Source organism: Neomesorhizobium albiziae (assembly GCF_900114255.1).
In the GTDB taxonomy this organism is placed as follows: Bacteria; Pseudomonadota; Alphaproteobacteria; order Rhizobiales; family Rhizobiaceae; genus Neomesorhizobium; species Neomesorhizobium albiziae.
Map to the genome: position 1 here is coordinate 1 of NZ_FOSL01000005.1, position 26638 is coordinate 26638.

Genomic DNA, 26638 nt, shown 5'->3' on the forward strand with positions numbered 1-26638 from the left:
AGTGGGAAGCGGGGCGCTGGGTCAGCACCTCGTAAGTAAGTAATCTGGCGCCTTCCCAGCGCCCCGCCGGCGTTTTTCGGCCATCCCATCTCCCAACATCGGACCTTCCGGTATGCACCGGTGGTTTCTACGTGTCAGCGCCAGATCATACCGCGCCTGGTTCCCGTCAACGCGGGAAATCGTAGAGACTCTGGGACAGCCCTTCGTCTCCACGGCCACGTTAGCCGCTTGCCCGAAGCGCCGGTTCCTCCCCGCAAACCACCGTCATGATCGGCGTTCCCGCAGGAGAAACTGCCGACAACTATGCGGCAGCCCGAAAGGGGTGTGGATAAAACAAAATGAAGACTGCTGACAGATGGTGACAGGGGGCGGGCATTCTCTCCCACGAGGGGGGAGATAAGGCCGGCGCTGCGGCCGCCGCCAATCGCCGACATTGGGGACGGAAAAGCAAAACGGCCTCCCGAGGAGGCCGTTTGCGTCAGTCGGGCAACACCGGCATCAGCTTGGGATCGGGCTTCTCGGCGTGGTGCGGCAGGTCCTTGCTGGCAATGTAGGTGTAGAACATCGGCACCACGAACAGCGTGAACATCGTGCCCACGATGATGCCGGTGAAGATCACCAGACCCATCGAATAGCGCGCGGCAGCGCCCGCACCTTGCGCGACGATCAGTGGCACCACGCCGAGCGCCATCGCCGCGGTCGTCATCAGGATCGGCCTGAGCCGTACCCTGGCCGAGGCGATGATGGCATCGCGCCGCCGCATGCCGTGGACTTCGCGCTGCTGGTTGGCGAATTCCACGAGCAGGATGCCGTGCTTGGTGATCAGGCCGATCAGCGTGATCAGTCCGACCTGGGTGTAGATGTTGAGCGTGCCCAGGCCGAGATTGAGCGGGATGAGGGCGCCGAAGATCGAAAGCGGCACCGACATCATGATGATCAGCGGGTCGCGGAAGCTTTCGAACTGCGCAGCCAGCACCAGGTAGATGACGATGACGGCCAGAATGAAGGCGATCAGGATGGTGTTGCCCTGTTCCTTCTCCTGCCGCGACTGGCCGGAATAGTCGATGAAGAAGCTTTCGGGCAGCACTTGGCTGGCGATCTGTTCGATCGCGGCTAGCCCGTCGCCGGTCGTCACGCCGGGCAGGGGCAGCGCCGAAATCGTCGCCGAGTTCAGCTGGTTGAACTGTTCGATCGCGGCGGGTGCGGCGTTGTTGGAGATCGTCACCACCGCCGACAGCGGTACCATCTCGCCGGTGACGCTGCGCACGAAGAATTCGCCGAGCTTCTGCGGATTGTTGCGATATTCCTTTGGCACTTGAAGGATGATGTCGTAGCTGTTGGAATCGCGGTCGAATTGCGCGATTTCGCCGCCGCCGACCAGAAGCGTCAGCGTGCGGCCGATGTCGGCGACCGGTATGTTGAGCGCGGCGGCGCGGTCGCGGTCGATCGTCACCGTGATCTGCGGCGCATCGAAGGTCATCGAGTTCTGCACGACGATGAAGCGGCCGGAAGCCTGCGCCTTGTTCTTGATCTCTTCGGCCACTTCGAAGACCTGGGAGGATTCGCCGGTCGAACGCACCACCACCGAGATCGGCAGGCCGCCACCCGAGCCGGGCAGGGTCGGTGGCGCGAAGACGAAGGCTTCCACGCCCGCCAGCTTGCCGATGCGGCCCTGGATATCCTCCTGGATCTGCTTGGTGGAGCGTTCGCGTTCGGCCCAGTCCTTGAAGGCGAAGCCGACGAAAGCCGAATTGGTATCGCCGCCGAAGGCGACGGCCGAAAACACCGCCCGCGTTTCCGGCAGGTCGCTGACCATGCCGAGCAACTGGTCGACATAGGTGGCGGTGTAGTCCGACGTGGCGTAACGCGGCGCCGTCACGATGGACATCAGGAAGCCCTGGTCCTCTTCGGGCGCCAGTTCCGTCGCTGTCTTGGTGAACATGAAGCCGGTCACCGCGACCAGCGCAATCACGATCATCAGCGTCACCGGACGGTAGTTGAGCGAGCCGGCGACCAGCCGTTCGTAGACGCGCTCGACGCGCTCGAAGGCCCCGTCGACGATGCGCTGGAAGCGGCTGTGCTGGCCGGCCTTGAGCAAGCGCGCCGACATCATCGGCGTGATGGTCAAGGCGACGATGCCGGAGATGATCACCGAGCCCGCGAGCGTCACCGCGAATTCGCGGAACAGCGCGCCGGTGAGGCCGCCGGTGAAGGCGAGCGGCGCGAAAACGGCGGCCAGCGTGATTGTCATGGCGACCACGGCGGAGGAGATTTCCCGCATGCCGTTGAACGCCGCCTGGATCGCCGACATGTGGTCTTCTTCCATGTGGCGGTGGATGTTTTCCACCACCACGATGGCGTCGTCGACGACGAGGCCGATCGCCAGCACCATCGCCAGCAGCGACAGGAGGTTGATCGAGTAACCCATGAAGAACAGCACGAAGCAGACGCCGATCAGCGACAGCGGAATGGTCAGGATCGGCATCAGCACCGAGCGGAACGAGCCGAGGAAGAGCAGGATGACGACGACCACGATCGCGACCGCTTCGCCGATCGTCTTGAACACCTCCTCGATCGAGGCGCTGATCTGCTCGGTCGAATCATAGACGACCTCGATCGTCATGCCGACGGGAAGCGTTTCCTGGATCGTCGGAACCAGCTTCTGGATCGCCTCCGCCGTGGTCAGCGGGTTGGCGGCGGGCGTCGGGAACACCGCAAGGAAGGTGCCCGACTTGCCGTTGAACGTAATCCTGGCGTCGGTGTTTTCCGCCGCAAGCTCGACGCGCGCCACGTCGCGCAGCCGCACCACCTGGCCGTCCTTGGAGCGCAGCGGCAGGGCCGCGAAGGCCTCCGGCGTCTGCAAGGTCGAGCGCACGGTGATCGAGGACACGACATATTCGTTTTCGGTCTTGCCGGGCGCCGACAGGAAGTTCGATTCGTTGATCGCGGTCAGCACTTCGGCCGCCGTCACGCCGCGCGCGGCAAGCTTGACCGGATCGACCCAGACGCGCATCGAATATTCGGCGGCGCCGAAGATCTGCACGTCGGCGACACCCTCGACCGTCGTCATGCGAGGCCGGATGACGCGCTCGATGTATTCGGTGAGCTGCTCATCCGTCATGTTGGGGTTTTGCATCGCGATATACATCATCGCGAAATCCTGGCCGGTGCCCTTGACGATCACCGGGTCCTTGGCTTCCTCCGGCAGCAGGCCGCGCACGCCCTGCACCTTGGACAGCACCTCGGTTAGCGCCACGTCCGGATTGGAGCCGAGCTTCATCTGCACCGTCACCGTGCTCGACGAGGGCCGGCTCGACGAGGTGACGTAGTCGATGTTTTCGGTCGACGCGACAGCGCGCGCGATCGGCGCCGAGATGAAGCCCTGGATCAGGTCGGCGCTGGCGCCGGGATAGGCGGTCGTGATCGTGATCGCCGTTTCCTCGACCTCGGGATACTGCCGGATCGAAAGGTTGAAGATGCCCTGGAAACCGAGCAGCAGGATCATGAAGCCGAGCACGGTCGAGAGGACCGGACGGCGGATGAAGAGGTCGGAAAAACTCATTTCTGCGCTGCCTGCTGGTTGGCGGGCCTAGACGGATCGATGGAGTTGTCGACAGCGACGGACATGCCGTTGGACAGCCGGTTCTGGCCGGCGGTGACGACTTCGTCGCCGGCCGAGATGCCTTCCAGGATCTCCACCAGCCCGGCGTAGCGGCGGCCGGGCTTGACGAACACCTGGTTCAGAACGAGATGCGGCTTCTGTTCCTCGGCGGCTTTCGATGCGTCGTCGGCCGGTTTGGCGGCGTCGGCGGGTTTTTCAGCTTCGGATGCGGCGGCATCGGCGGCAGGCTTTCCGGCTGCCTCGGCCGGACGCACCACGAAGACATAATCGCCATAGAGGCTGGTGGTCAGCGCGGTTTGCGGCAGCGCCATCACATTGTCTTCCTTCGGCAGCTCCACGCGGACCTGCACGAACTGGCCGGGGGTGAGCTTGCCTTCCGGGTTGGCGACTTCCGCGCGCACCGTAACCAGCCGCGACGCAGGATCGATCTTGGGGTCGATACCCCGGATCGTGCCGGTGAACGGCAGTTCGTCCGAGGCTTCGCCGCCCGTGCCCAGACGCACCGCCTGGCCGATCTTCAGGTTGGCGAACTGCTGCTCGGGAACGGTGAAGTCGACACGCATGGTCTCGAGATCCTGCAGCGTGACGACAGTGGTGCCCGGCGCGATGTACTGGCCGAGGTCGATGCGCGAAATGCCGACGGTGCCGTCGAACGGCGCCTTCAGCTGTTTCTGGTTGAGTGCTGCCTGCAGGCTGGCGACCCTCGATTGGGACGCTTCGGCGGCCGCGCGGGCGGAATCCACATTGACGTCCGATCCGACGCGCCGCTTCTGCAGTTCCAACGCCCGTTCGAGCGAGGTCTTGTCCAGCACGGCCTGTGCCTTGGTGGCATCGAGGTCGGCTTTCTGGATCGCGTCGTCGAGTTGCACGAGCACGTCGCCGGCTTCGACCTTCTGATTGGCGCTGAACAGGATATCCTTGACGATGCCGCTCGTCTCGACATTCAGGTCGACGCCGCGCACCGCGCTGACGGTGCCGATCGCCTCGATGCCGGGGCTCCAGCTTATCGGCTTCACCACGACGGTCGACACCGTAGCCGCCGGCGGCTGCATGTTGGCGAAGTACTGCGCGATCATTTTGTCGCGAAAGAGGTTGTAGCCGACGATGCCTCCGCAAACGATTACAAGGAGGATCAGGGCAATAATGAAACGCTTGGTCATGCGGGCACCGGGCGACTTTCGAATTTTGAGAAGCGGGCTTCCTAAACGAAAACCCTGGCATTGGAAACAACTGCAGGATGCTCCAAGGGTTCCGAACGAGGCTGTCCCGGCACCATGACAAGTAGGTTACGGCATTGGAATTTTCCAATGCGGCCTGCCGCTTAGGCGACAAAGCTGCAGCGTTCAAGCTCCACACGAACATGTGAAGCGGTGCCGTTCCACTGTCGCGCCCAGTTGATTTGAAGGTGTTGAACGACGCTCTTACCTCACATCCATCGGAACGCGGAAGCCTTTCGATGACGTAAGGCCAGGCGGGGCTCAAGGCGCCCGACAAATTCCCGGGTTCTGCAAGAGACGGGAAACAGGGCGGGCGGCGATTGATCCCCCGAGTCTGGTAATTTCAAGGAGAATCAGGGGCTTATCGCCTGGCTTTCCGAATGGAGAATGAAATGAAGAAGACTATTGTTGCGCTTGCCGCCGTTTTGGCGACTTCGGGTATTGCCATGGCCAACGACTACACTGGCGGGCTCCAATACGAGACCCCCAAGGCAAGTCACCAGATGCACAACAACCGCTATGGCGACGCTGCTCCGCGCTCAGTCGTGGTCAAGGCGCCTTCCGCCCCGAACTATTCCGGCAGCGCGGCGCTCTCGCGCACCCATTCCAGCAATGGGCCGACGCCGACGAATCAGTTCGACAGGTAATTCGGTCGCCCGCCTTACGCGGAAACGACAAGTTGGAAGGCGCCAGGCTTCGGCCGGCGCCTTTCGTGTTTTCAGGCGGGGCTGCGCACTGGTGCCGTGCGGCGCTTGCGGCCCTCGTTCAGCTGCCACAGCGAATGGATGACCAGGGTGACGATCAGGATCATGCCGCCAATCAGGCTGTTGCGGCTCGGCACCTCGGCAAAGATCATCCAGATCCATACCGGTGCCAGGATCGTTTCCAGGAGGTAGAACATCGATACTTCCGGCGCCGATATATAGCGCGGGCCGGTCGCCAGGCAGAAGAACGAGATCGGCATGATGACGGCGCCATTGAAGATGATCCACCACGGCGCTTCGACCCGGAAGCCGGTCTTCTGAACCATTATGGCGGCAACGATCATCGGCAGCACCACCGCCACCAGGGCGGTGAAACCCATATCCTTGCCTGTCGCCCGGGTGATGGTGATGGCCGAGGCCAGCAGGAAGGCCGAAGTGACCGCCAGCATGTCGCCAAGGAAATTGCCCGTGCCGATGCCGTCGAAGACGATGATCAGCACGCCGACGATCATCGCGGCCATCGCGGCAAGCGTCACCGGGCGCGGCCGCTCCTTCAGGAATATCCAGGACAGAAGTGCTGCAAACATGGTGTTGAAGGCCAGAATGAACACCAGGTTGGCGGTGGAGGTGTTGTAGACGGCCGAAATGAAGGTGATCGACGCCAGGCCGTAGAGGGCGGCGACGACGAGGCCGCTGCGGCCCGGCACAAGTCTTGGCGCATCGCCGCGAAGCGCGCGCCAGGCAAGCCAGATCAGCAGCGTGGCAACAAGCGTGGTCGAGGAGCGCAAGAGCAGGATCGTCCAGTGGTCGCCATCGGCGAGCCGGATCAGCGGAATGTCGACAGTCAGCGTCATGCCGCCGATGGCGGTGAGCAGCAGGCCTTTCAGATGGGTATCCGGGGAAGACATTCTTCAGGAACTTTCACGGCAAGACGGAAAACGCAGTCGCAGCAGAAACGTGCCTACAGCGCAGCCAGCAGCTGAACCAGCGGCGTCTTCCTTGAAACACTCTTCGGGTGGCTAGCGTTTTACGAAGCTCACGGCGTGACGGCTTCGTGGTCGTAGCGTTCCCAGCCTTTCGGGCCGAGATGTTCCTGTGGCGTGAAGCGGACCTTATAGTTCATCTTGCGCGAACCGTTGACCCAGTAGCCGAGATAGACGTGGGGCAGGCCGGCGGCGCGGGCGCGCGCGATGTGGTCGAGGATCATGAAGGTACCGAGCGAGCGGTCCTCCAGTTCCGGGTTGAAGTAGGAGTAGACCATCGACAGCCCGTCCGACATCTGGTCGGTCAGCGCCACCGCGATCAGTTCGCCGACGCCCTTGCCGGTGATAAAGGTATCGGGCCCGCGCTTGCGGTACTCGATGATCTTGGTCGTCACATGAGTGTCTTCGACCATCATCGCGTAGTCGAGCACCGTCATGTCCGACATGCCGCCCTTGCGGTGCCGATGGTCGAGATAGGATCGGAACAGCGAATATTGCTCGGTGCTCGGTTCGGCGTCGTGCAACGCACCGATGAGGTCGGCATTGCGCTGCGACACCCGCCGCATGTTTTTCGTCGGCTTGAATTCACCCGCCAGGATGCGCACCGAAATGCAGGCCCGGCAGCTTTCGCAGGCCGGCCGGTAGGCAATGTTCTGTGAACGGCGGAAACCGCCTTGCGTCAAGAGGTCGTTGAGTTCCGGAGCCTTGTCGCCGACCAGGTGCGTAAACACCTTCCGTTCGAACTGACCTTCAATGTAGGGGCACGGCGAGGGTGCGGTCAGGAAGAATTGGGGAGACTGTGTCGGGTGGTGCGTCATCGCTCGTCGGGTTGGATCCTCGAATCACCATACCTTGGCGCTAGCCGCAAAAAATTCAACAGAAGAATGAAGGCCGGACGCGGAGCAGCCTTCAAAAATTCTGCATCTTGCATGAGCTTTTCGCAGCGCCCGCTAGAGCGGAATGCTCTCCCGCTGCACGGGCATCCCGCTCTATCGGTTTCTTTTAGCCGCATTTGTGCGACGCCAGGTGATTTCCACCTGGCTGCAAAATGCTCATAATTAGCGGTCGCTGCGGGTGACAACCGTGCCGAGAAGCAGGTCGTGAACGGTGCGCTTGCGGTCGAGGAACAGCGTCGCGAGCAGGATCAGCGGCGAAAGCACCACGTTCCCCGCCCAGAAAAGCACCGAGTGGACGATCGCGAACAGCCCGTCGACTGGCTTGCCGTCGAGGCGGTCGAGGCGGATACCCATCATCTGCATGCCGGTGGTCGCCTGCCTGGGGCCGCCGAGCGTGTTCCAGATATAGACGAGTGCGACGGCCGGAACGAGAATGCCGAACAGCATCCAGCCGAGGCCGAGCGTTAAAATGCCGAACAGGAAGACGAGGATGGCGAAGGGGATCAGGAGCAACCCGACGATCAGGTAGTCGATGCAGAACGCGAGAACACGCCGGGTCCTCACGCCCTCGTAGACACGGGTGTCGTCGAACCTGTTCGTCATGATCTCGCCGTCGAGTACAGTCGTGTTCATCGCGTCCTTCCCTGCCTTGGCCGTCATGGCGGCAAGGCTTCACTCTTCAGATGGTTAAATCGCAACCGCGATTCAAGGTTTTGCCACTCTGAGCGGCGGCGGTTCGAATTCCGCGCTTGCCGCCGCCTGGAACCGCATGCGCGCGGGGTAGTGATCTTGTCGGTTCGCGCTGGCCTGCATGCCGATCGCCGACAATTCCGCGGGCCTTCGGCGCTTTACACTCGCTTCGCCGCCGCCGTTGGTGTTAAGAGCAGCGATGGAAAACAACCGTTTCGACATACCCGTCACCGTCAAATCCGGCGAAACAGGCAGCCAGTTGCTGCACACCGTTCGTGAGATTTCGCATAATCTGATGAACAACTGGCCGGGCAAGAAGAGCCCGAAGCATCGGGCGGCCCTGCAGGCCTGCCACGATGCGCTGGCTGGCGACAAGCCGGCGATGAACGCGCGCCGCGCCTTCATTGCGGCGGCACGCGAGGTCAACGTCTTCATCAGCGACAGGGCGCCGGGCTGAGGCCTTCTGCCTGTCGGGAATTATTCCTCGGTTTCCGATTCAGTGTCTGTCGCCGCGCCGGATTTCGTCCGGTCTTCCTTCGCCGCTGCCTTGGCGGCGAGCTTTTCGGCCTTCTTGGCGGCCTTCTGCCGGTCGCGTTCCTGGCGTTCGTAATTGTAGTTCGGTGTCCGCGCCATGCCGTTCCTCTTTCTGTTCAGGGCTGCGTAGGGGTATTGGCGGCCAAAGACAACCGCCATTGTCCGAGATTGCGGTCACCATACAGGACGAGCTCGGCGGTTTGACGCCGACGTTCAGTCCGTTCTCGAAATTTTTCCGAAAGCCGAGGCCGCGACGATCAGCCAGCCGGCAATAAGAAGCATGCCGCCGGCCGGCGCCGCCATCGGAAACAGCCTGACGCCGGCATGGTCGCGCATGAGCAGATCGCCAGCGAACACGAGAAGGCCGGCAAGCAGCGTCAGGCCACCGCCGCGCAGCAATCTGTTGGCGCCGGTCAGCCCGATAGCGAGGAAAACCGGCGCATGCATAAGCAGGAACGATGCCGCGGTGGAGGTGTTGCCACCACCGCCATGCGCTGCCGCCGCCGACAGGGCGACGCCCGCCGCACCGCAAAGTCCTGCGGCCAATATCAGGATACGCTGGATCATTCGAAGCCCCATGGATGATTGCCGCTTCTCATAGCCGGGGCCGCCGCGTTTTGGAAACCGTCTGGCGGTCGCATTCATGGCATTGCGCGTGGCGGGCGCATCGAACGGCGCAATGTGCGATGCTTGAAATAAAACCGTCACCGGTTGCGGATACTGAGTTGGCTCAGCGGCATCTTCCGGCTCTGCGGGAGGAAGTCGGGCAGGGCAATACCTGGTCAGGGGAGTGGAGATGAAAGAATCTGTAGACAGGAACGGCGCCCGGGATTGGCTGGAGGCCGAACTCGCCGACACGCTCGACGAAGACTACGAACTGGAGATTTCGGAACCGACGCTTTCGCTGGAGATCGCCAAAATCTACAAGAAGGCGCATCCGGCGGCGATCGACCGCCATCTCTATTTCCGCGAACTGCTCAGGCTCCAGTCCGAACTGATCCGGCTGCAGTCATGGGTGGCCTACACCAAGTCGAAGGTGGTGGTGGTTTTCGAAGGCCGCGACTCCGCCGGCAAGGGCGGCGTCATCAAGCGCATCTCGCAGCGGCTCAACCCGCGCATCTGCCGCGTCGTCGCGCTGCCTGCGCCCACCGAGCGCGAACGGTCGCAATGGTATTTCCAGCGTTACGTGCCGCATCTGCCGGCCGGCGGCGAGATCGTGCTGTTCGACCGTTCCTGGTACAACCGGGCCGGGGTCGAGCGGGTGATGGGCTTTGCCGACGACGGCCAGGTCGAGGAATTCTTCCGTGACGTGCCGGATTTCGAGCGCATGCTGGTGCGCTCCGGCATCACGCTCGTCAAATACTGGTTCTCGATCACGGACGAGGAACAGCAGATGCGCTTCCTGATGCGCATCCACGATCCGATGAAGCAATGGAAACTGTCGCCGATGGATCTGGAATCGCGGGTCCGCTGGGAACAGTACACCAAGGCCAAGGAAGAGATGTTCGCGCGCACCAACATCCCGGAAGCGCCCTGGTACATCGTCGAAGGAAACGACAAGAAGCGGGCGCGGCTAAACTGCATCGACCACCTGCTGCAGCGGGTGCCCTACGAGGACGTGCCGCACGAGGAGATCACCTTGCCGGAGCGGGTGTTCAACCCGGAATACGAGCGCCAGGTGCTGCCGCGCGAGCTTTATGTGCCGGAGAAGTATTAGAAACTGAGGTGGCGCGAGGAAACGAGCCTGGCCTACTTCTCGGACATCATGCGTTGAACGGCGGATCGCAACGGCGGCAGGTGGTTGGTGACGACCGCCCAGACGATCGGATGACTTGTGATATTCGTGCCGAAGGACGTTTCCGATGCCTCGTATCTCTTTCCAGGGAATTTCGGGAGCACGGGCTGCATAACTCTCGGGAAGATGCCGCGCCGCTTCCGAAATGATCTCGATACCGCGCTCGACGCCATGCCGTAGCAGCCATTCGCTGCGGAAGTCGCTGATTGTCTTGCCTTTTGTTGCAGCAACGATTCCGTCAATGGCGGCAAGGATTTCGACCAGAACGGGTTCGACTTTGCGTTGCGCCATCAAAACACACGATAGGCTGTGTTCTCGATGTCTTTCTTCAGCGTGGGATGAAGGCTGTCGCGGGTCGTCACGTCGACTTCCATCGCAATCTTTTCCTCGAGGAACTGCTTGATGCCGACGAGCTCGACCAGAGAAAACCCGCTGGAGCCGTCATAGTCGATGAAAATATCCACGTCGCTGTCTGCTCGCGCGTCTCCCCGCGCAACGGACCCGAACAGGTAAAGCGATGTAGCGCCCATGCGTTTCACCGCATCGGCGTTGTGTCGCAGTGTGCGTATAATCTCGGTGCGTCGCATGCAGCGACTATATATGCTGTCGGGGCAATTCGTCAGCCCTTCAGCATCTCCGCCACCTGCGGCGCGAAATAGGTCAGGATGCCGTCGCAGCCAGCGCGCTTGAAGGCGAGCAGGCTTTCCATCATGGCCTTGTCGCCGTCGATCCAGCCATTGGCGGCAGCTGCCTTGATCATCGAATACTCGCCCGACACCTGGTAGGCGAAGGTCGGCATCTGGAACTCGTCCTTCAGCCGCCGGATGATGTCGAGATAGGGCAGGCCGGGTTTCACCATCAGCATGTCGGCGCCTTCGGCAAGGTCCTGCTCGGCCTCGCGCACCGCCTCGTCGGAATTGGCGTGGTCGAGGTAATAGGTTTTCTTGTCGCCCTTGAGCAGGCCGCTGGTGCCGATCGCCTCGCGGTATGGGCCGTAGAAGGCGGAAGCGAACTTCGTCGCGTAGGACATGATCGCCACATCGGAAAAACCGTTGGCGTCGAGCGCGTCGCGGATGGCGCCGACGCGCCCGTCCATCATGTCCGACGGCGCGATGATGTCGGCGCCGGCGGCTGCCTGCAGCACCGCCGCTGCCGCCACCTGTTCCACCGTCTCGTCGTTGACGATGATGCCGTCACGCAGGATGCCGTCATGGCCATGCGTGGTGAAGGGGTCGAGCGCGACATCGGTGATGACGCCGATTTCCGGCACCGCGTCCTTGATGGCGCGGGTCACGCGGTTGATCAGATTGTCGGCTTCCAGAATGTGCGAACCGGTCTGGTCGCGGAACTTCATGTCGACGTTGGGGAAGGTGGCGAGTGCCGGAATGCCGAGCCTGGCGGCGCGTTCGGCTTCCTTGACGGCGAGATCGGGCGTCAGCCGGAAGACGCCGGGCATTGCCGGGATCGGCTCGCGCCTGCTTTCGCCGTCGATGATGAAGATCGGCCAGATCAGGTCGTCGACGGTCAGGTGATTTTCCTGAACCAGGCGGCGCGACCAGTCGGCCTTGCGCATGCGCCTCAGCCTGCGGCTGCCGGTGATTTCGTCAACGCTGCGGTTCCCCGCGGCTTTCGGACGGCTGATCTTGTTCATCTCGGCTCTCCAGACCCGCGCCTTCTAACACGCGCGCCGTTTGCGAACCAAGTCCCGTCCCGGCCGCAGCGGTGTCGCAGTTGATGCGGCTTTCGATCCGGAGTGCGTTTCCTCAGTCCACCTTCTTAACGGGCGGTGGCGCCCAGGCTCCTTTAAGAAACTCCTCCCGCGGCGAGTAGAGCCGCATCGGCAATGTGACGGGGCCCTTGCCGACAGGGAGCCAGTTTGCCTCCTTGTCGCTGCCGGGCGAGGTCGCCTGAACGTAGATGTCCACTGAACCGTCGCTGTTGGTGACAAGCTTGTCGCGATCGCCAATCGCCTGCCGCTTCAGTGAGTTGGGGATGAAATAGCCCTCGATGTCATAGGCCGTCACCGACCAGAACGCATCCACCGGCGGCAGCTTGCCCTTGTCGAAGTGCAGCACGTAGTTGCTGCCGCCATCGAGCGCGGGGCCCTCGCTGTCGCTGGATAGCGAGGGGTACACCGCGTCCTGTGGCAGATTTTCGCCAACGCAGCATTGAGCGATGGCCGCGCGGTAGAGATAGTCCGTTCCATAGGTGCCGCTGCGGGTCGTGTAGACCCAGTCTTTGCCGCCATTCGTGCGAATGACGAGCCTGTCGTCGGGATTTGGAAAGGCGCGGGCGTGGTGAAACTGGTTCGGCGGCCCGAACGCGTCTCCGGGAGGAGCCTCCGCGAAGTTGCTCAACTTCCTTAGCATGGCATTCGTCAACATCAACGGATAGGCGTAGACATAGGCGTCCCTCGCGATGGCCTGCGCTTCTTCGTCAGGGATCGAAATTGCGCCTGCTTCCGTTGCTGGTTGGGGCTGCGTCTGCGCGGTGGCAGAAAAGAGAGCAGCCGCCATCAGCAATGCTGCGGTGCCGAGCGTCGTTACCCATTTTCCGTTCATGATGGCTACTCCGTTTTTTCCGGGAGCGTGCGAAAACGTGCAAACAGAACACGGCGCATCCCCGTGATTGTGGCCGACCGCTATGCTCTCGTCTGCAATTTCTCACTGGCCTGGGTGGGCGTCAATTGGCGCGAAACCGCCCTTTCGATTCTATCCTAAGCTGAAATTCAAACGGACACTCGCCACCAGCAGCAGCATTGCCGCAAGCGGGACCATGCGCTAGCACTGCACGTCTCCTGATGTCCGAAAAGGATTTGTGCGTGGATTTTGATGGCGGTGACGAAATCCGATTCGAACGGATCGGTGTGGCGGGTGTCGTAACGCTGACGCGTCCGCAAGCGCTCAACGCCCTTACGCACCGCATGATCAAGGCGCTGTCCAGGGCCCTGACCGCGTGGGAACACGACGCAAGTGTCGCGGTGGTGCTGATCAAGGGCGAGGGCAGGGCCTTTTCCGCTGGCGGCGATATCCAGGCGGTTTACGCGGGCAGGGCAAACAGCGGTTCGATGGTCGGGTTTTTCGCCGACGAGTACCGGCTCAATGCCCAGATCGCACGTTTCAGGAAGCCCTATGTGGCGCTGATCGACGGCATCGTCATGGGCGGCGGCGTCGGCCTGTCGTTTCATGGCTCGCACCGCGTGCTTACCGAAAACGCCCAGTTCGCCATGCCGGAAGTCGGCATCGGCTTCTTCCCTGATGTCGGCGGCAGCCACCTGCTCCCCGACCTCGGCGGCAGCTTCGGCATGTATCTGGCGCTGACGGGAAACCGCATCGGTTATGGCGATGCGCTCTGGTCGGGCCTGGCGACGCATACGATCAAGGCCGAAGGACAGCCCGGTTTTATCCAGCGCCTGACCGAAACCGGCGAGCCGGAGGCGGTGTTGCGCAGCTATTTCAGCGCCGCCCGGCGCGAAACGGATCGGCCGACGCTCGAAGCCATCGCCAAGCATTTTTCGCAAGCCTCGTTGTACGACGTGGTGGAAAGCCTGCGGCGTTCCGCCGACAGCGACGAATTCGCGGCCAAGACCCTTGCCACCATTCGGCTGAAGTCTCCGACCAGCCTCAATGTCGCCTTTCGCCAGATCTCCGCCGGGCTGACGCTTTCCATGGACGACTGCATGCGGATGGAGTTCCGCATTCTCAACCGCATGCTGACCGGTGACGATTTCTACGAAGGCATCCGCGCGGCGATTATAGAGAAGGGCTCCAAGCCGCAGTGGCGTCCTGCCGCGTTGAGCGATGTTGACCCGGCAGCGATCGATGCCTATTTCGCACCGCTCGAAAAGGAACTGGCGCTTTGAACGACGAAGTGACCAGGCAGTCGAGCCTAGAGCCTTCGACGGCGGAACTGACCTTCTACTGGTTCCACCGCGTGGTCGCCGCCTACTGCCTGATGTTCGGCATGCTCTATTGGGTCCGGCTGATCGGCATCTACGACGGCCCGACGTGGCGCTTCGACCTGATGCCCACCTACTGGCAGGTGCCGAGCGTGATCCTGGCCGTGTTTTTCCCATTCGCGGCAATCGGCCTGTGGATGCTTGCCTCGTGGGGGCCGGTGATATGGTTCATCTGCGCAGCCACTGAAACAGTGATGTATGCCGGCTTCCCCGAACTCTTCGCCGACAAGCTCCTGATCGTCGTCTCGCATCTGTGCGTGGCTTTGCTCTATGCGGCCTTGCGGCTGGTCATCTATTTCCAGAAACGCGCCGCTGCCCGCTAGGACGTATTGATGTTCAGGTGATGCCGGCCTGCAAATGGCGGCTTACTCCGCTTCCGGTTCTCAGTGCCCAGAAACGCGCCGCCACCCGCTAGACGGGAAGCCACTCTTCCCAGGCTTTCGCGCACGCGCTCCGCAATGTGCGAACACGCATGGTTAACAACTTACCCTCGTGAAAGGTTTTGTTAATCCTCTTTCGAAACCTCTCTCCGGTAAGCTCTTGTTAGCCTTGGCCTTTAAGTCGAATTTTAGGTGTATTCGATAGGGTCGCGATCAAGGTGAGAAATAAAAAACAATCACCGGGCGACAAACGAGAGGCAAGACAATGATCAATTCGCGTCCCGCGGCAAAGACCGCAAGTGTATCCGACGATCGCCGTGAAGCGATCCGTTCCCTTTATATGGAATCGCTGCAGCTTGTTGAGCGGTTGCACCGCCGTTTGCTCGATGTCATCAAGGATGAGTTCGATCGCAACGGCCGCAGCGACATCAATGCTATCCAGGCGCTGCTGCTGTTCAATATCGGCAATGCCGAACTGACCGCCGGCGAGCTGCGCTCGCGTGGCTACTATCTCGGCTCCAACGTTTCCTACAACCTGAAGAAGCTGGTCGACCTCGGTTTCATCAACCACCAGCGCTCGCGCATCGACCGCCGTTCGGTCCGCGTCAGCCTAACCCCGAAGGGCAATGACGTGGCCGAAGTGGTCGCCGGTCTTTACGAGCGCCACATCGGTTCGATCGAGCAGGTCGGCGGTATCAACACCGACGAGTTCAAGCAGATGAACCGCGCCCTGCAGCGCCTCGACCGCTTCTGGAACGACACCATCGCCTACCGCATGTAACCGGAACCGAACATGCCCAATCAAAAACCGGCGCCCGCACGGCGCCGGTTTTGCCGTTTTGAGCGATGCTTCACACCGTTGTGTGGTGGATGGTCACGCTGCCGCCATATTCCGATGACTTACCCAAGGTCGGAGAGTATTGCCGTGCCGAATGCAAGCGGCGGGGAACTCAAGTTCACATTTGCGCATTGTGCGAGCCTGTGACGTGCCTCTTATGGTTGGCAAATTGTTAAGAGTGACCAACTAGCCTGTGCGATGTGTCAATTTCTGTCGGCAGTAATTGGGTGTAGATGTCTGGAATGTTCATGAAAACAAACCGTCGCCTTTTCATCACCGGTGCGAGCGCCATCGCTGCTGCTGCCGCATTTTCCGGGGCCGCCAGTGCGCAGGACGTGATCGGGGATATCCTCAATTCGCCAAGCCGCGGCAATTGGGACGATACGTTCGACGCGCGCGCCGCCGAAGGCGGCAAGGTGGCTTCCAACCTTCCGATCTTCAGCCTGCATACCGTCGGCTATGTGGAGCAGGCGATCGCGCAGTATTCCAACATTGTCGCTCAGGGCGGCTGGCAGCCGGTGCCGGACACCAAGAAGCTCAAGCTTGGTGTCGTCGATCCCGACGTGGTGCCGTTGCGCAAGCGCCTGATGGTTTCCGGCGACCTGCCGCAGAGCGCCGGCATTTCCGAAGCCTTCGATACTTATGTCGACGCGGCGGTGAAGCGTTTCCAGGCCCGTCACGGCCTGCCGGCTGACGGCGTGCTCGGCAAATACAGCTACGCCGCCATGAACATCTCGGCGCCGGTCCGCCTCGGCCAGCTTGAGACCAATCTGGTGCGGCTGCGCTCTATGTCGGGCGAACTCGGCCAGCGCTATGTGATGGTCAACGTTCCGGCCGCGCAGATCGAGGCCGTCGAAAACGACCGCGTCGTGCTGCGCCACACCGCGATCGTAGGCAAGGTCGACCGCCAGACGCCGATCCTCAACTCCAAGATCAACGAGATCGTCGTCAATCCTTACTGGAACGCGCCGGAATCGATCGTCCGCAAGGACATCATCCCGCTGATGCGCAAGGACCCGACCTACCTCTCCAAGAACAACATCCGCATTCTTGGGCCGGAAGGCGAGATCGACCCGACCACCATCGACTGGAACACCGAGGACGCGGCGAAGTTCCGGCTGCGCCAGGATCCGGGCGCCGGCAACGCCATGTCGTCGGTGAAAATCAACTTCCCGAGTCCGGACGGTGTCTACATGCACGACACCCCGCAGCAGAGCCTGTTCTCGAAGCTGATGCGCTTCGATTCTTCGGGCTGCGTGCGCGTCCAGAACGTCCGCGACCTCGTCACCTGGATCCTGCGCGACACGCCAGGCTGGGACCGCCAGCATTTCGAGCAGGCGATCAAGAGCGGCGAGAACATCCCCGTGGCCGTCACCAACCCGGTGCCGGTCTATTTCACCTATATCTCGGCCTGGTCGACCGGCGACGGCGTGGTGCATTTCCGCGACGACATCTACGGCCGCGACGGCGTCGACGAATTGCAGATTTCCTCGACCACGCTCTGATACTTGCGAAAACCCTCCGGTTTTCTGGAAAGGCCGCCTCGAAAGGGCGGCTTTTTCATTTTCCGCTGGCGCAAAGCGGCCATCAAATTTCGCACCGCGAACGTGGCGGGGCGTGCGCAACTGTGTTACTGCATCGGCCCGAAAATCGATTCCGATTTTCGGAAAGCACGATGCAGAGATTCAAAGTCTTAGAGCGTCCTTTGCGCGTCCAAAAGGACGCGCGGCGCTCTAATGCGCGCAACCGCTGACCCCGGAAAGCAAGGATTACCGCCATGGCAATTGCAACGGCCGCCTCGAAAGATTTCGAATCCTTCTTCAACACGCCGCTTTCGGAGGCCGATCCCGAGGTTTTCGGCTCGATCCGCAGCGAGCTTGGCCGCCAGCGGCACGAGATCGAGTTGATTGCTTCCGAGAACATCGTGTCGCGCGCCGTGCTGGAAGCGCAGGGCTCGATCATGACCAACAAATATGCCGAGGGTTACCCCGGCAAGCGCTATTACGGCGGCTGCCAATTCGTCGATATCGCTGAAGAACTGGCCATCGAGCGGGCGAAAAAGCTGTTTTCCTGCAATTTCGCCAATGTGCAGCCCAACTCCGGCAGCCAGATGAACCAGGCGGTTTTCCTGGCCCTTCTGCAGCCCGGCGATACCTTCATGGGTCTCGATCTCAATTCCGGCGGGCATCTGACCCATGGCTCGCCGGTCAACATGTCCGGCAAGTGGTTCAAGGTCGTCTCCTACGGCGTGCGCAAGGACGACCATCTCCTTGACATGGACGCCATCGAGAAGCAGGCGCATGAGACCAAGCCGAAGTTGATCCTGGCCGGCGGCACCGCCTATTCCCGCATCTGGGACTGGAAGCGCTTCCGCGAGATCGCAGACAGCGTCGGCGCTTACCTGATGGTCGACATGGCGCATATCGCTGGCCTGGTCGCCGGCGGCGTCCATCCTTCGCCGCTGCCGCATGCGCATGTGGTGACCACGACCACCCACAAATCGCTGCGCGGCCCGCGTGGCGGCATGATCCTCACCAATGACGAGGACATCGCCAAGAAGATGAATTCGGCGGTGTTCCCCGGCCTGCAGGGCGGCCCGCTGATGCATGTGATCGCGGCCAAGGCGGTTGCCTTCGGCGAGGCGCTGCGGCCGGAGTTCAAGGCCTACGCGCAGGATGTCGTGGCCAACGCCAAGGCGCTGGCTTCGAGCCTGAAGGAGGCCGGCCTCGACATCGTGTCGGGCGGCACCGACAACCATCTGATGCTGGTCGACCTGCGCCCGAAGAACGCTACGGGCAAGCGCGCGGAAGCCGCACTCGGACGCGCCAACATCACCTGCAACAAGAACGGCATCCCGTTCGATCCGGAAAAGCCGTTCGTCACCTCGGGCGTGCGCCTCGGCACGCCTGCCGGCACGACGCGCGGCTTCGGCCAGGCCGAGTTCCGCGAGATCGGCAACCTGATCACCGAAGTGCTGGACGGGCTGAAGGCCGCCAACTCCGACGAAGGCAACGCTTCGGTCGAGGCGGCGGTGAAGCAGAAGGTGGTCGCGCTGGCCGACCGTTTTCCGCTCTATCCCTATCTCGGGTGACCTTTCCGCGAGGCGCGCACGGTCCCCGCGCGCCTCGCGGCTTTTACAAAAATTCTGAAAGGCTTCGTTTATTTGGCCGCATTTGTGCGACGCCAGGTGATTCCACCTGGCTGCAAAATGCAGGTTGTTTGGCCGCATTTGTGCGACGCCAGATGATTCCACCTGGCTGCAAAATGCTTTAAGCCTCTTCGCGAAACAGAATCGCAGTCGAGGATCGATCCATGCGTTGTCCGTACTGCCAGTCCGAAGATACGCAGGTGAAGGATTCGCGCCCCGCCGAAGACGGGGCGGCGATCCGCAGGCGGCGCGTCTGTCCGGATTGCGGCGGCCGCTTCACCACCTTCGAACGCGTGCAACTGCGCGACCTGGTGGTGGTCAAGAAATCCGGGCGCAAGGTGCCTTTCAGCCGCGACAAGCTGCTGCGCTCGATGGAAATCGCGGTGCGCAAGCGCAATGTCGACCCGGAACGCATCGACCGCGCGGTGACCGGCATCGTGCGCCAGCTCGAAAGCTCGGGCGAGACCGAGGTGCCGTCGGGCGAGATCGGACGGCTGGTGATGGAGGCGCTGAAGTCGCTCGACGACGTCGCCTATGTGCGCTTCGCCTCGGTCTACCGCAATTTCCGCGAAGCCAAGGATTTCCACGATGTCCTTGGCGAGTTGAAGGGCGACGAGGACCTCGAGTGAACGATGGTCTCCACGCCGGCCAGCGCTGAACAGGAAGCCGCCGATCGCCGTTTCATGGCGGCGGCGATCAGGCTGGCGCAGAAAAATTCGGGCCGCACCTCGACCAATCCCTCGGTCGGCACGCTGGTCGTGCGCGACGACGGCGCCGGGCCGGTGATCGTCGGCAGCGGCGTCACCGCGATCGGCGGGCGGCCGCATGCCGAGACCGAGGCGCTGGCGGAGGCCGGCGAACTGGCGCGGGGCGCGACCGCCTATGTCACGCTCGAACCCTGCGCTCATCATGGCCGCACGCCGCCATGCGCCAACGCGCTTGTCTCGGCAGGCATCGTGCGGGTAGTGGGAGCGGCGAGCGATCCCGATCCGCGGGTTTCGGGCAGGGGTTACGCCATTCTGCGCGCGGCCGGCGTGGAGGTGGTCGAGCGGGTGCTGGCCGACGAAGCCGCCGAGCGCATCGCCGGATACCTCGTTCGATCTCTCCAAAAACGCCCGGAAGTGACTCTGAAGCTTGCGGTTTCCGCCGACGGCATGATCGGCCGGCTGGGTGAAGGGCAAGTGGCGATCACCGGCGCCGTCGCCCGCCGCCAGGTGCGCCTGATGCGCGCCGCGTCGGATGCGATCCTGGTCGGCATCGGCACGGCGCTGGCCGACGACCCGGAGTTGACGGTCAGGCTGCCGGGGCTGGAAGGCCGTTCGCCGGCGCGCATCGTGCTCGACCGGGAGGCTCGTCTTTCGCCGGCGTCGAAGCTAGCAACGACAGCGCGCAGCGTGCCCGTGCTCGCCGCCGTGGGACTGGACGCGGATGCAGCGAGGAAATCGGCGCTGGAAGCACTGGGCGTGAAATTCCTCGCCACCGAAACCTATGAAGGCCGTATCGCGCTGCCCGAACTGCTGGAAGACCTGGCGGCCCTCGGCATGTCGAGCCTGATGGTCGAAGGTGGCGCCGAAACGGCCCGAAATTTCCTCGATGAAGGATTGGTCGACCGCATCGCGCTGTTCACCGGGCCGGGCACTGTCGGCGCCGGAGGCATTGTTTCGCCGCTCGACCGCAATCATATACCCGATGGCTTCCGGCTGGTCCGCGAGGCACGGTTTGGCGACGACGCTTTGGCGGAATGGACGAAGGCACTCTGATGTTTACCGGAATTGTCACCGATGTCGGAACGGTAGCGGGGGTTTCTCCGCTGGCGGAAGGTGTGCGCCTGCGCATCGAGACGAAATACGACCCGGCGACGATCCCGATCGGCGCTTCGATCGCTTGCGGGGGCGTCTGCCTGACGGTGACGGGCCTGCCGGAGGACGGCTCGAACCGGCGCTGGTTCGAGGTCGAGGCCTGGGAAGAGGCGTTGCGGCTGACGACGGCGTCGACGTGGTCGGCGGGCGCGCAGATCAATCTGGAGCGGGCGCTGAAGATCGGCGACGAACTCGGCGGTCATATCGTCTCCGGGCATGTCGACGGCATGGCCGAAATCGTCGCGCGGGAAGAAGAGGGGGGAGCGGTGCGCTTTACCCTCGAAGCGCCGCGCGACCTCGCCAGGTTCATCGCGCCGAAAGGCTCGGTGGCGCTCGACGGCACGTCGCTGACGGTCAACAAGGTAGAAGGCGTCCGCTTCGACGTATTGCTGATCAACCACTCGCTGCAGGTAACGACCTGGGGGGCACGCCAGGTCGGCGACCGCGTCAACCTGGAGATCGACACCATGGCGCGTTACGCGGCAAGGCTGTCGGAAGCGGCGGCGGAGGGCCTTTGACGGCAATCGTCTCTGCAGGAGGGAAGCGTGCGCCACAGTGATCCTATGGCTCAGTTTCGATTTGAGGCTAAGGTAATCTATTGGAGAGGCCCGTCCCCGTTCTTCTTCGTGCCCATACCTTTGCAGCACAGTGAGGAAATCAGGCGGATATCGAAGGTTGTCACCTATGGATGGGGAATGATACCCGTCGAAGCCGTGATTGGGGGCGTCGTTTTCTCCACATCGCTCTTTCCCAAGAACGAGACTTATCTATTGCCGCTGAAGACGAATGTCAGGCGGAAGATCAACGTGACAGCTGACGATACGGTGTCCGTCGATATGACGGTTCACTCTGGCGCTCCAAAATAGTCGCCCCTGACAATCACACATCGCTTGCGGTTGCGTCCGCTTCGGCCTAAGTCACCGGCGACCCCCGGAGACTGAAATGGCAGGCACCTCACAACACGGCAAGGCATTCATTCGCCCCGACAAGGCGCATGTGCTGATCATAGAGGCGCGGTTCCACGACGACCTGGCCGATGCGCTGCTCGACGGCGCCAAGACAGCGCTCGACGAGGCTGGCGCCACCTACGAGGTGGTGACGGTTCCCGGCGCGCTGGAAATCCCGGCCGTTATTTCATTTGCGCTGGATGCGGCGGAAGAAGAGGGCACCGATTATGACGGTTTCGTCGCGCTGGGCACCATCATTCGCGGCGATACCTATCATTTCGATATCGTCGCCAACGAATCGAGCCGCGCCCTGATGGATCTCGCCGTCGAGGAATCGCTGGCCATCGGCAACGGCATCCTGACCGTCGAAAACGATGCGCAGGCCTGGGTCCGGGCGAAACGCAGCGAAGGCGACAAGGGTGGCTTTGCGGCACGCGCCGCGCTCACCATGATCGCCATCCGCGAACGGCTGGGAGCTTGATCGCCGTGACGCAATCTGCCGGCAAGGACGGATCGAACGGCATACGCCACGCCAACAAGCGCGGCGCAGCACGGCTTGCCGCTGTGCAGGCGCTTTACCAGATGGACGTCGCTGGCAGCGGACTGCTTGAAATCACCGCCGAATATGAAGCCTTCCGGCTCGGCAAAGAAGTCGACGGCGCGACGTATCGCGAGGCCGATGCGCAATGGTTCCGCGCCATTCTCGCCGGCGTTGTCGAGAACCAGAAGACGATCGACCCGGTCATCCGCCAGTCGCTGACCGAGGACTGGCCGCTGTCGCGGCTCGATTCGACCTTGCGCGCCATCCTGCGCGCCGGCGTCTACGAGCTCACCGAACGGGCGGACGTGCCGGTGGCGGTGATCGTTTCCGAATATGTCGATATCGCCAAGGCGTTCTACGAAGAGGACGAGCCGAAACTGGTGAACGCGGTGCTCGACAGGGTTTCTCGCCGCGTGCGTGGCGAAGGACGCGGCAAGGACGCCAGGTGACGGCAGCCCCCCGCGAGGCGCGCCGCACGGCGATCATCCTGGCGGCCTCGCAGGCAATCGTCGGCTCGGCCGCTCCGATCTGCCTCTCCATTGGTGGGCTCGCGGGCCACTACCTGCTCGGCGCCGACAAGTCGCTGGCGACCGCGCCGGTGACCGGCTTCAACCTCGGCGTCGCACTCGGCGCCCTGCCGGCTGCCGCCATCATCCGCCGCATGGGACAGCGCAACGGTTTCATGACCGGTACAGTTGTCACCGGCTGCGGCGGCGCGCTAGCGGGCACAGCCCTTTTGCAGGGCAATTTCTGGCTGTTTGCGATTGGCATGATGATCGTCGGCATCGGCGGCGCCTTCGTGCAGCAGTTCCGCTTCGCGGCGGCCGACAACGCACCCCCAGAATTCAAGGCGCGCGCCATCTCCTTCGTGCTCGCCGGCGGCATCGTAACGGCGATCCTCGGACCGCAGATCGTCATCTTCACCAAGGAATTGCTGGCGCCGGTGATGTTTGCCGGCTCCTTCATGTCGATCATCGTCGTCGCCGGAGCCGGTGCAATCATTCTGTCGTTCCTGCGCCCGCACGCAGCCGTGTCCGGCGAAGATGGGCATGAACAAATGCCGGCAAGGCCGCTCAGCGAAATAGCCCGGCAACCGCGCTTCGTCATCGGGTTGGTCTGCGGCATCGGCTCGTACACGCTGATGACCTTCGTGATGACCGGCGCACCGCTTGCCATGGTCGGCTGCGGCCTTTCCACCGACCAGGCCACCCTTGGCATTTCCTGGCATGTGATGGCAATGTTCGGACCGAGCTTCTTCACCGGCCGGCTGATCCATCGCTTCGGCGCCGAACGCATCGTTGCAACCGGGCTGCTGCTTTTGATCGCCTGCGCCCTCGTCGGCCTCTCGGGCATCCAACTCTGGCAGTTCTGGACAGCGTTGATCCTGCTTGGACTCGGCTGGAATTTCGGCTTCATCGGCGCCACCGCCATGGTGGCCGACAGCTACCGGCCCTCCGAGAAGGGCAGGGTGCAGGGCTTCCACGATTTCGTGCTGTTCGGTTCCGTCGCATTCGCATCGCTGATGTCGGGCGCCGTCTACAATGCCTATGGCTGGGAAATGCTGAACTGGGTGGTATTTCCAGTCGTGGCGCTTTGTCTTGGGGCCTTGGGAGTGTTGGTCGTTGGCCGCGCCCGAAACACCGCGAAATCCACGATATGATGGAAATCCGAGAAATCACCGGGGATGAGGACGATATTCTCGTTCAGCATTATCTGGCGATTTGGGAGAGCTACCGGACGCCGAAGGAACATCTGCTTGCCGACGCCGATGCCAGGGTGCGTCAATTCATTCGAGAAGCACGGGAGCAGCGCCGCCTCGGCGCATTCTTTGCGCTGATCGATGGCAAGCGCGTCGGCTCCGCCGCTTGCGGCCTCTACGTTTCCCCTTATCCGGTCGTGAGAAAGCCTGAAATTCAACTCGACGGCTACATCTGGCATGTCTTTGTGGACGCCGAGCATCGCGGCAAAGGCATCGCAACCGAGCTGGTGAAGGCGGCGGTCGGGCATTTGCAGTCGCTTGGCTGCACCAAAGTCATCCTGCACGCCTCGGATGCCGGCGAAGGCGTCTATCGCAGGATCGGTTTCGAATTGGCGAAGGAGATGCGCCTGCCATTGGCGGATGCACCGCAGGCCTGACCTTTCAAGGCGAAATCAGGGCAAAAACCGAACAATATCTTGACGTTCACAAGCCTGTTTCGCATAAGCGCCTGCGATGGGTCGGATTCCGTCTGAGGACATCCGGCCCTGCTCAACGGCCCGGGGAGGGGTTCTTTCGGGCAACAATCGAGGAACAATCCGCTAATGACCATGCTTTCCGTAGTCATTCTGTGCGGCGTGCTTTCAGTCGTCTACGCCATCTGGGCAACGCGATCGGTTCTCGCGTCCGACCAGGGCAATGCACGCATGCAGGAGATTGCCGGCGCCATCCGTGAAGGTGCGCAGGCCTATCTCGCTCGTCAGTACACCACCATCGCCATTGTCGGCGTCGTCGTCTTCCTGCTTGCCTGGTGGCTGCTTTCCGGCACCGCCGCGATCGGCTTCCTGATCGGTGCGGTGCTTTCGGGCGCCGCCGGCTTCATCGGCATGCACGTCTCCGTGCGCGCCAATGTGCGCACCGCGCAGGCCGCTTCCAACAGCCTTGCCGCCGGTCTCGACATCGCCTTCAAGTCGGGCGCCATCACCGGCATGCTGGTTGCCGGCCTCGCGCTGCTTGGCGTCTCCGTCTACTACTGGGTGCTGACTGGTCCGATGGGTTATCAGCCGGCCGACCGCATGGTCATCGACTCGCTGGTGGCGCTCGGCTTCGGCGCTTCGCTGATCTCGATCTTCGCGCGTCTCGGCGGCGGCATCTTCACCAAGGGTGCGGACGTCGGCGGCGATCTCGTCGGCAAGGTCGAGGCGGGCATTCCGGAAGACGATCCGCGCAACCCGGCGACCATCGCCGACAACGTCGGCGACAATGTCGGCGACTGCGCGGGCATGGCGGCCGATCTGTTCGAAACCTACGCCGTGACCGTGGTCGCCACCATGGTTCTGGGCGCCATCTTCTTCGGCGGCACCGCGGTGCTGGGCAGCGTCATGATCTACCCGCTCGCCATCTGCGGCGCCTGCATCATCACGTCGATCGTCGGCACCTTCTTCGTCAAGCTCGGCTCCAACGGCTCGATCATGGGCGCCCTCTACAAGGGCCTGATCGTCACCGGCCTTCTGTCGATCGTCGGTCTCGGCGCGGCTACCTCCCTGACCGTCGGCTGGGGCGAAATCGGCACCGGCGGCGGTGTCGTGATCACCGGTCAGAACCTGTTCGTCTGCGGCCTCATCGGCCTTCTGGTGACCGGCCTGATCGTCGTCATCACCGAGTACTACACCGGAACCAACAAGCGTCCGGTCAACTCGATCGCCCAGGCGTCGGTGACCGGCCACGGCACCAACGTCATCCAGGGTCTCGCGGTCTCGCTGGAATCGACGGCGCTGCCTGCCATCGTCATCGTCGGCGGCATCATCGCGACGTTCCAGCTTGCCGGCCTCTACGGCACGGCGATCGCGGTGACCACCATGCTCGGCCTCGCCGGCATGATCGTCGCGCTCGACGCCTTCGGACCGGTGACGGACAATGCCGGCGGCATCGCCGAAATGTCGGGCCTGCCCAAGGAAGTGCGGCAATCGACCGACGCGCTCGACGCCGTCGGCAACACCACCAAGGCAGTCACCAAGGGTTATGCGATCGGCTCCGCCGGTCTCGGCGCGCTGGTGCTGTTTGCCGCCTACAGCTACGACCTGCAGTACTTCGCGGCCAATCCGACGCAGTTCCCGTACTTCGCCGACATCGGCACGGTCTCGTTCGACCTGTCGAACCCGTATGTGGTCGCGGGCCTGATCTTCGGCGGCCTGATCCCGTACCTGTTCGGCGGCATCGCGATGACGGCGGTCGGCCGTGCGGCGGGTTCGATCGTCGAGGAAGTGCGGCGTCAGTTCCGTGAGGATTCGGGCATCATGAAGGGCACTTCCAAACCCGATTATGCCCGCGCCGTCGACCTTTTGACCAAGGCGGCTATCAAGGAGATGATCATCCCGTCGCTGCTGCCGGTGCTGGCGCCGCTGGTCGTCTATTTCGGCGTGCTGCTGATCTCCGGCTCCAAGGCTTCGGCCTTTGCCGCGCTCGGCGCCTCGCTGCTCGGCGTTATCGTCAACGGCCTGTTCGTCGCCATCTCGATGACCTCCGGCGGCGGCGCGTGGGATAACGCCAAGAAGAGCTTCGAGGACGGCTTCGTCGACAAGGACGGCGTCAAGCACCTCAAGGGCTCCGAGGCGCACAAGGCTTCGGTGACCGGCGATACCGTCGGCGATCCCTACAAGGATACCGCCGGACCGGCCGTCAACCCGGCGATCAAGATCACCAACATCGTGGCCTTGCTGCTGCTGGCGGTGCTGGCGCACAGCGCCTGACCGGTTCTACCGGGCGGACAAAACAAAACCCGCGGGATCGCTCCCGCGGGTTTTTCTTTGAGAGCGCCTCGGCCGTTGCC

Annotated in this window: 27 protein-coding genes and 1 pseudogene; 17 read left to right on the plus strand and 11 right to left on the minus strand. The window is 62.5% G+C overall.

Annotation, left to right across the window (positions count from 1 at the left end; genetic code table 11):
* Positions 1–478 precede the first annotated feature (478 nt).
* Positions 479–3562: an efflux RND transporter permease subunit gene (locus F3H98_RS10200; protein ID WP_149760045.1), complete on the minus strand. Its 3084-nt coding sequence runs from the start codon at positions 3560–3562 to the stop codon at positions 479–481.
* The gene (locus tag F3H98_RS10205) at positions 3559–4782 is read right to left on the minus strand and encodes an efflux RND transporter periplasmic adaptor subunit (protein ID WP_149760046.1); all 1224 of its coding nucleotides are present in this window, start codon (positions 4780–4782) and stop codon (positions 3559–3561) included. The genes F3H98_RS10200 and F3H98_RS10205 overlap by 4 nt, the downstream gene beginning before the upstream one ends.
* Positions 4783–5231: 449 nt before the next feature.
* Between F3H98_RS10205 and F3H98_RS10210 the strand changes: the two genes are divergently transcribed.
* Positions 5232–5486 carry a hypothetical protein gene (locus F3H98_RS10210; protein WP_149760047.1) on the plus strand — a complete coding sequence of 85 codons (255 nt, stop codon included), beginning with the start codon at positions 5232–5234 and terminating at the stop codon, positions 5484–5486.
* A gap of 71 nt (positions 5487–5557) precedes the next feature.
* On the opposite strand, the gene F3H98_RS10215 is transcribed toward F3H98_RS10210, so the two are convergent.
* From F3H98_RS10215 to F3H98_RS10225, 3 genes are all read right to left on the minus strand, one after another.
* Positions 5558–6451 carry a DMT family transporter gene (locus F3H98_RS10215; RefSeq protein ID WP_149760048.1) on the minus strand — a complete coding sequence of 298 codons (894 nt, stop codon included), beginning with the start codon at positions 6449–6451 and terminating at the stop codon, positions 5558–5560.
* Between the two features lie 128 nt (positions 6452–6579).
* Positions 6580–7344 (minus strand): arginyltransferase, encoded by a 765-nt coding sequence (locus F3H98_RS10220; protein ID WP_149760049.1) that lies wholly within the window; start codon positions 7342–7344, stop codon positions 6580–6582.
* A gap of 240 nt (positions 7345–7584) precedes the next feature.
* Complete coding sequence (locus tag F3H98_RS10225; RefSeq protein ID WP_149760050.1) at positions 7585–8055, minus strand: RDD family protein; 471 nt, start codon at positions 8053–8055, stop codon at positions 7585–7587.
* Positions 8056–8311: 256 nt separating this feature from the next.
* Here F3H98_RS10225 and F3H98_RS10230 point away from each other — a divergent pair, with 256 nt between their 5' ends.
* Positions 8312–8569 (plus strand): DUF982 domain-containing protein, encoded by a 258-nt coding sequence (locus tag F3H98_RS10230; RefSeq protein ID WP_149760051.1) that lies wholly within the window; start codon positions 8312–8314, stop codon positions 8567–8569.
* 20 nt (positions 8570–8589) lie between these two features.
* Here F3H98_RS10230 and F3H98_RS31055 read toward each other — a convergent pair whose 3' ends face one another.
* Positions 8590–8745: a hypothetical protein gene (locus F3H98_RS31055; RefSeq protein WP_188130387.1), complete on the minus strand. Its 156-nt coding sequence runs from the start codon at positions 8743–8745 to the stop codon at positions 8590–8592.
* 114 nt (positions 8746–8859) lie between these two features.
* The gene (locus tag F3H98_RS10235; protein WP_244621663.1) at positions 8860–9213 is read right to left on the minus strand and encodes a DUF423 domain-containing protein; all 354 of its coding nucleotides are present in this window, start codon (positions 9211–9213) and stop codon (positions 8860–8862) included.
* A gap of 229 nt (positions 9214–9442) precedes the next feature.
* Here F3H98_RS10235 and ppk2 point away from each other — a divergent pair, with 229 nt between their 5' ends.
* Positions 9443–10363, plus strand: coding sequence for a polyphosphate kinase 2 (gene ppk2, locus F3H98_RS10240; protein WP_149760053.1), 921 nt, complete (start codon positions 9443–9445; stop codon positions 10361–10363).
* Positions 10364–10528: 165 nt separating this feature from the next.
* On the opposite strand, the pseudogene F3H98_RS32405 reads toward ppk2, so the two are convergent.
* The 4 genes and pseudogenes from F3H98_RS32405 to F3H98_RS10260 form a co-directional block, all read right to left on the minus strand.
* A pseudogene (locus F3H98_RS32405) lies at positions 10529–10732 on the minus strand (HepT-like ribonuclease domain-containing protein); the annotation flags it as partial.
* Positions 10732–11028: a nucleotidyltransferase family protein gene (locus F3H98_RS10250; protein WP_149760054.1), complete on the minus strand. Its 297-nt coding sequence runs from the start codon at positions 11026–11028 to the stop codon at positions 10732–10734. The pseudogene F3H98_RS32405 and the gene F3H98_RS10250, both read right to left, overlap by 1 nt.
* Before the next feature lie 32 nt (positions 11029–11060).
* Positions 11061–12092 (minus strand): porphobilinogen synthase, encoded by a 1032-nt coding sequence (gene hemB / locus F3H98_RS10255; protein WP_149760055.1) that lies wholly within the window; start codon positions 12090–12092, stop codon positions 11061–11063.
* A 112-nt stretch (positions 12093–12204) separates the two neighbouring features.
* Positions 12205–13002, minus strand: a complete 798-nt coding sequence (locus F3H98_RS10260; RefSeq protein ID WP_244621664.1) for a DUF1214 domain-containing protein — start codon at positions 13000–13002, stop codon at positions 12205–12207.
* 260 nt (positions 13003–13262) lie between these two features.
* Here F3H98_RS10260 and F3H98_RS10265 point away from each other — a divergent pair, with 260 nt between their 5' ends.
* The 14 genes from F3H98_RS10265 to F3H98_RS10330 all read left to right on the plus strand — a co-directional run bounded on the left by F3H98_RS10265 (position 13263) and on the right by F3H98_RS10330 (position 26558).
* Positions 13263–14303 (plus strand): enoyl-CoA hydratase/isomerase family protein, encoded by a 1041-nt coding sequence (locus F3H98_RS10265; protein WP_149760056.1) that lies wholly within the window; start codon positions 13263–13265, stop codon positions 14301–14303.
* A complete protein-coding gene (locus F3H98_RS10270) occupies positions 14300–14722 on the plus strand; it encodes a DUF6163 family protein (RefSeq protein WP_149760057.1) in 423 nt (140 codons plus the stop codon). Before F3H98_RS10265 ends, F3H98_RS10270 begins: the two co-directional genes overlap by 4 nt.
* Before the next feature lie 322 nt (positions 14723–15044).
* Positions 15045–15560, plus strand: coding sequence for a transcriptional regulator LdtR (gene ldtR, locus F3H98_RS10275; protein ID WP_149760058.1), 516 nt, complete (start codon positions 15045–15047; stop codon positions 15558–15560).
* Between the two features lie 305 nt (positions 15561–15865).
* The gene (locus tag F3H98_RS10280) at positions 15866–17122 is read left to right on the plus strand and encodes a L,D-transpeptidase family protein (RefSeq protein ID WP_149760059.1); all 1257 of its coding nucleotides are present in this window, start codon (positions 15866–15868) and stop codon (positions 17120–17122) included.
* A 272-nt stretch (positions 17123–17394) separates the two neighbouring features.
* Complete coding sequence (gene glyA / locus F3H98_RS10285) at positions 17395–18708, plus strand: serine hydroxymethyltransferase (protein ID WP_149760060.1); 1314 nt, start codon at positions 17395–17397, stop codon at positions 18706–18708.
* Between the two features lie 221 nt (positions 18709–18929).
* The gene (gene nrdR / locus F3H98_RS10290; RefSeq protein WP_149760061.1) at positions 18930–19394 is read left to right on the plus strand and encodes a transcriptional regulator NrdR; all 465 of its coding nucleotides are present in this window, start codon (positions 18930–18932) and stop codon (positions 19392–19394) included.
* A 3-nt stretch (positions 19395–19397) separates the two neighbouring features.
* On the plus strand, positions 19398–20525 hold the full coding sequence (gene ribD, locus F3H98_RS10295) for a bifunctional diaminohydroxyphosphoribosylaminopyrimidine deaminase/5-amino-6-(5-phosphoribosylamino)uracil reductase RibD (protein ID WP_149760062.1): 1128 nt from the start codon (positions 19398–19400) through the stop codon (positions 20523–20525).
* Positions 20525–21142 carry a riboflavin synthase gene (locus F3H98_RS10300; protein ID WP_149760063.1) on the plus strand — a complete coding sequence of 206 codons (618 nt, stop codon included), beginning with the start codon at positions 20525–20527 and terminating at the stop codon, positions 21140–21142. Before ribD ends, F3H98_RS10300 begins: the two co-directional genes overlap by 1 nt.
* Before the next feature lie 45 nt (positions 21143–21187).
* Positions 21188–21490 (plus strand): DUF1905 domain-containing protein, encoded by a 303-nt coding sequence (locus F3H98_RS10305; RefSeq protein ID WP_149760334.1) that lies wholly within the window; start codon positions 21188–21190, stop codon positions 21488–21490.
* A 76-nt stretch (positions 21491–21566) separates the two neighbouring features.
* Entirely contained in the window at positions 21567–22052 is a 486-nt protein-coding gene (gene ribH / locus F3H98_RS10310) for a 6,7-dimethyl-8-ribityllumazine synthase (RefSeq protein ID WP_149760064.1), read from the plus strand.
* Positions 22053–22057: 5 nt separating this feature from the next.
* Positions 22058–22561 carry a transcription antitermination factor NusB gene (gene nusB, locus F3H98_RS10315; RefSeq protein WP_244621665.1) on the plus strand — a complete coding sequence of 168 codons (504 nt, stop codon included), beginning with the start codon at positions 22058–22060 and terminating at the stop codon, positions 22559–22561.
* Positions 22558–23772, plus strand: a complete 1215-nt coding sequence (locus F3H98_RS10320; protein WP_149760065.1) for an MFS transporter — start codon at positions 22558–22560, stop codon at positions 23770–23772. The genes nusB and F3H98_RS10320 overlap by 4 nt, the downstream gene beginning before the upstream one ends.
* Positions 23769–24248, plus strand: a complete 480-nt coding sequence (locus tag F3H98_RS10325) for a GNAT family N-acetyltransferase (protein ID WP_244621666.1) — start codon at positions 23769–23771, stop codon at positions 24246–24248. Before F3H98_RS10320 ends, F3H98_RS10325 begins: the two co-directional genes overlap by 4 nt.
* 165 nt (positions 24249–24413) lie before the next feature.
* A complete protein-coding gene (locus tag F3H98_RS10330; protein ID WP_149760066.1) occupies positions 24414–26558 on the plus strand; it encodes a sodium-translocating pyrophosphatase in 2145 nt (714 codons plus the stop codon).
* Positions 26559–26638 lie beyond the last annotated feature (80 nt).

What these genes read in the sequence shown, in the direction of transcription:
- F3H98_RS10200 (WP_149760045.1), bottom strand. Translation starts at nt 3,562, where the DNA reads ATGAGTTTTTCCGACCTCTTCATCCGCCGTCCGGTCCTCTCGACCGTG.
- F3H98_RS10205 (WP_149760046.1), bottom strand. Translation starts at nt 4,782, where the DNA reads ATGACCAAGCGTTTCATTATTGCCCTGATCCTCCTTGTAATCGTTTGC.
- F3H98_RS10210 (WP_149760047.1), top strand. Translation starts at nt 5,232, where the DNA reads ATGAAGAAGACTATTGTTGCGCTTGCCGCCGTTTTGGCGACTTCGGGT.
- F3H98_RS10215 (WP_149760048.1), bottom strand. Translation starts at nt 6,451, where the DNA reads ATGTCTTCCCCGGATACCCATCTGAAAGGCCTGCTGCTCACCGCCATC.
- F3H98_RS10220 (WP_149760049.1), bottom strand. Translation starts at nt 7,344, where the DNA reads ATGACGCACCACCCGACACAGTCTCCCCAATTCTTCCTGACCGCACCC.
- F3H98_RS10225 (WP_149760050.1), bottom strand. Translation starts at nt 8,055, where the DNA reads ATGAACACGACTGTACTCGACGGCGAGATCATGACGAACAGGTTCGAC.
- F3H98_RS10230 (WP_149760051.1), top strand. Translation starts at nt 8,312, where the DNA reads ATGGAAAACAACCGTTTCGACATACCCGTCACCGTCAAATCCGGCGAA.
- F3H98_RS31055 (WP_188130387.1), bottom strand. Translation starts at nt 8,745, where the DNA reads ATGGCGCGGACACCGAACTACAATTACGAACGCCAGGAACGCGACCGG.
- F3H98_RS10235 (WP_244621663.1), bottom strand. Translation starts at nt 9,213, where the DNA reads ATGATCCAGCGTATCCTGATATTGGCCGCAGGACTTTGCGGTGCGGCG.
- ppk2 (WP_149760053.1), top strand. Translation starts at nt 9,443, where the DNA reads ATGAAAGAATCTGTAGACAGGAACGGCGCCCGGGATTGGCTGGAGGCC.
- F3H98_RS10250 (WP_149760054.1), bottom strand. Translation starts at nt 11,028, where the DNA reads ATGCGACGCACCGAGATTATACGCACACTGCGACACAACGCCGATGCG.
- hemB (WP_149760055.1), bottom strand. Translation starts at nt 12,092, where the DNA reads ATGAACAAGATCAGCCGTCCGAAAGCCGCGGGGAACCGCAGCGTTGAC.
- F3H98_RS10260 (WP_244621664.1), bottom strand. Translation starts at nt 13,002, where the DNA reads ATGAACGGAAAATGGGTAACGACGCTCGGCACCGCAGCATTGCTGATG.
- ldtR (WP_149760058.1), top strand. Translation starts at nt 15,045, where the DNA reads ATGATCAATTCGCGTCCCGCGGCAAAGACCGCAAGTGTATCCGACGAT.
- F3H98_RS10280 (WP_149760059.1), top strand. Translation starts at nt 15,866, where the DNA reads ATGAAAACAAACCGTCGCCTTTTCATCACCGGTGCGAGCGCCATCGCT.
- glyA (WP_149760060.1), top strand. Translation starts at nt 17,395, where the DNA reads ATGGCAATTGCAACGGCCGCCTCGAAAGATTTCGAATCCTTCTTCAAC.
- nrdR (WP_149760061.1), top strand. Translation starts at nt 18,930, where the DNA reads ATGCGTTGTCCGTACTGCCAGTCCGAAGATACGCAGGTGAAGGATTCG.
- ribD (WP_149760062.1), top strand. Translation starts at nt 19,398, where the DNA reads ATGGTCTCCACGCCGGCCAGCGCTGAACAGGAAGCCGCCGATCGCCGT.
- F3H98_RS10300 (WP_149760063.1), top strand. Translation starts at nt 20,525, where the DNA reads ATGTTTACCGGAATTGTCACCGATGTCGGAACGGTAGCGGGGGTTTCT.
- F3H98_RS10305 (WP_149760334.1), top strand. Translation starts at nt 21,188, where the DNA reads ATGGCTCAGTTTCGATTTGAGGCTAAGGTAATCTATTGGAGAGGCCCG.
- ribH (WP_149760064.1), top strand. Translation starts at nt 21,567, where the DNA reads ATGGCAGGCACCTCACAACACGGCAAGGCATTCATTCGCCCCGACAAG.
- F3H98_RS10325 (WP_244621666.1), top strand. Translation starts at nt 23,769, where the DNA reads ATGATGGAAATCCGAGAAATCACCGGGGATGAGGACGATATTCTCGTT.
- F3H98_RS10330 (WP_149760066.1), top strand. Translation starts at nt 24,414, where the DNA reads ATGACCATGCTTTCCGTAGTCATTCTGTGCGGCGTGCTTTCAGTCGTC.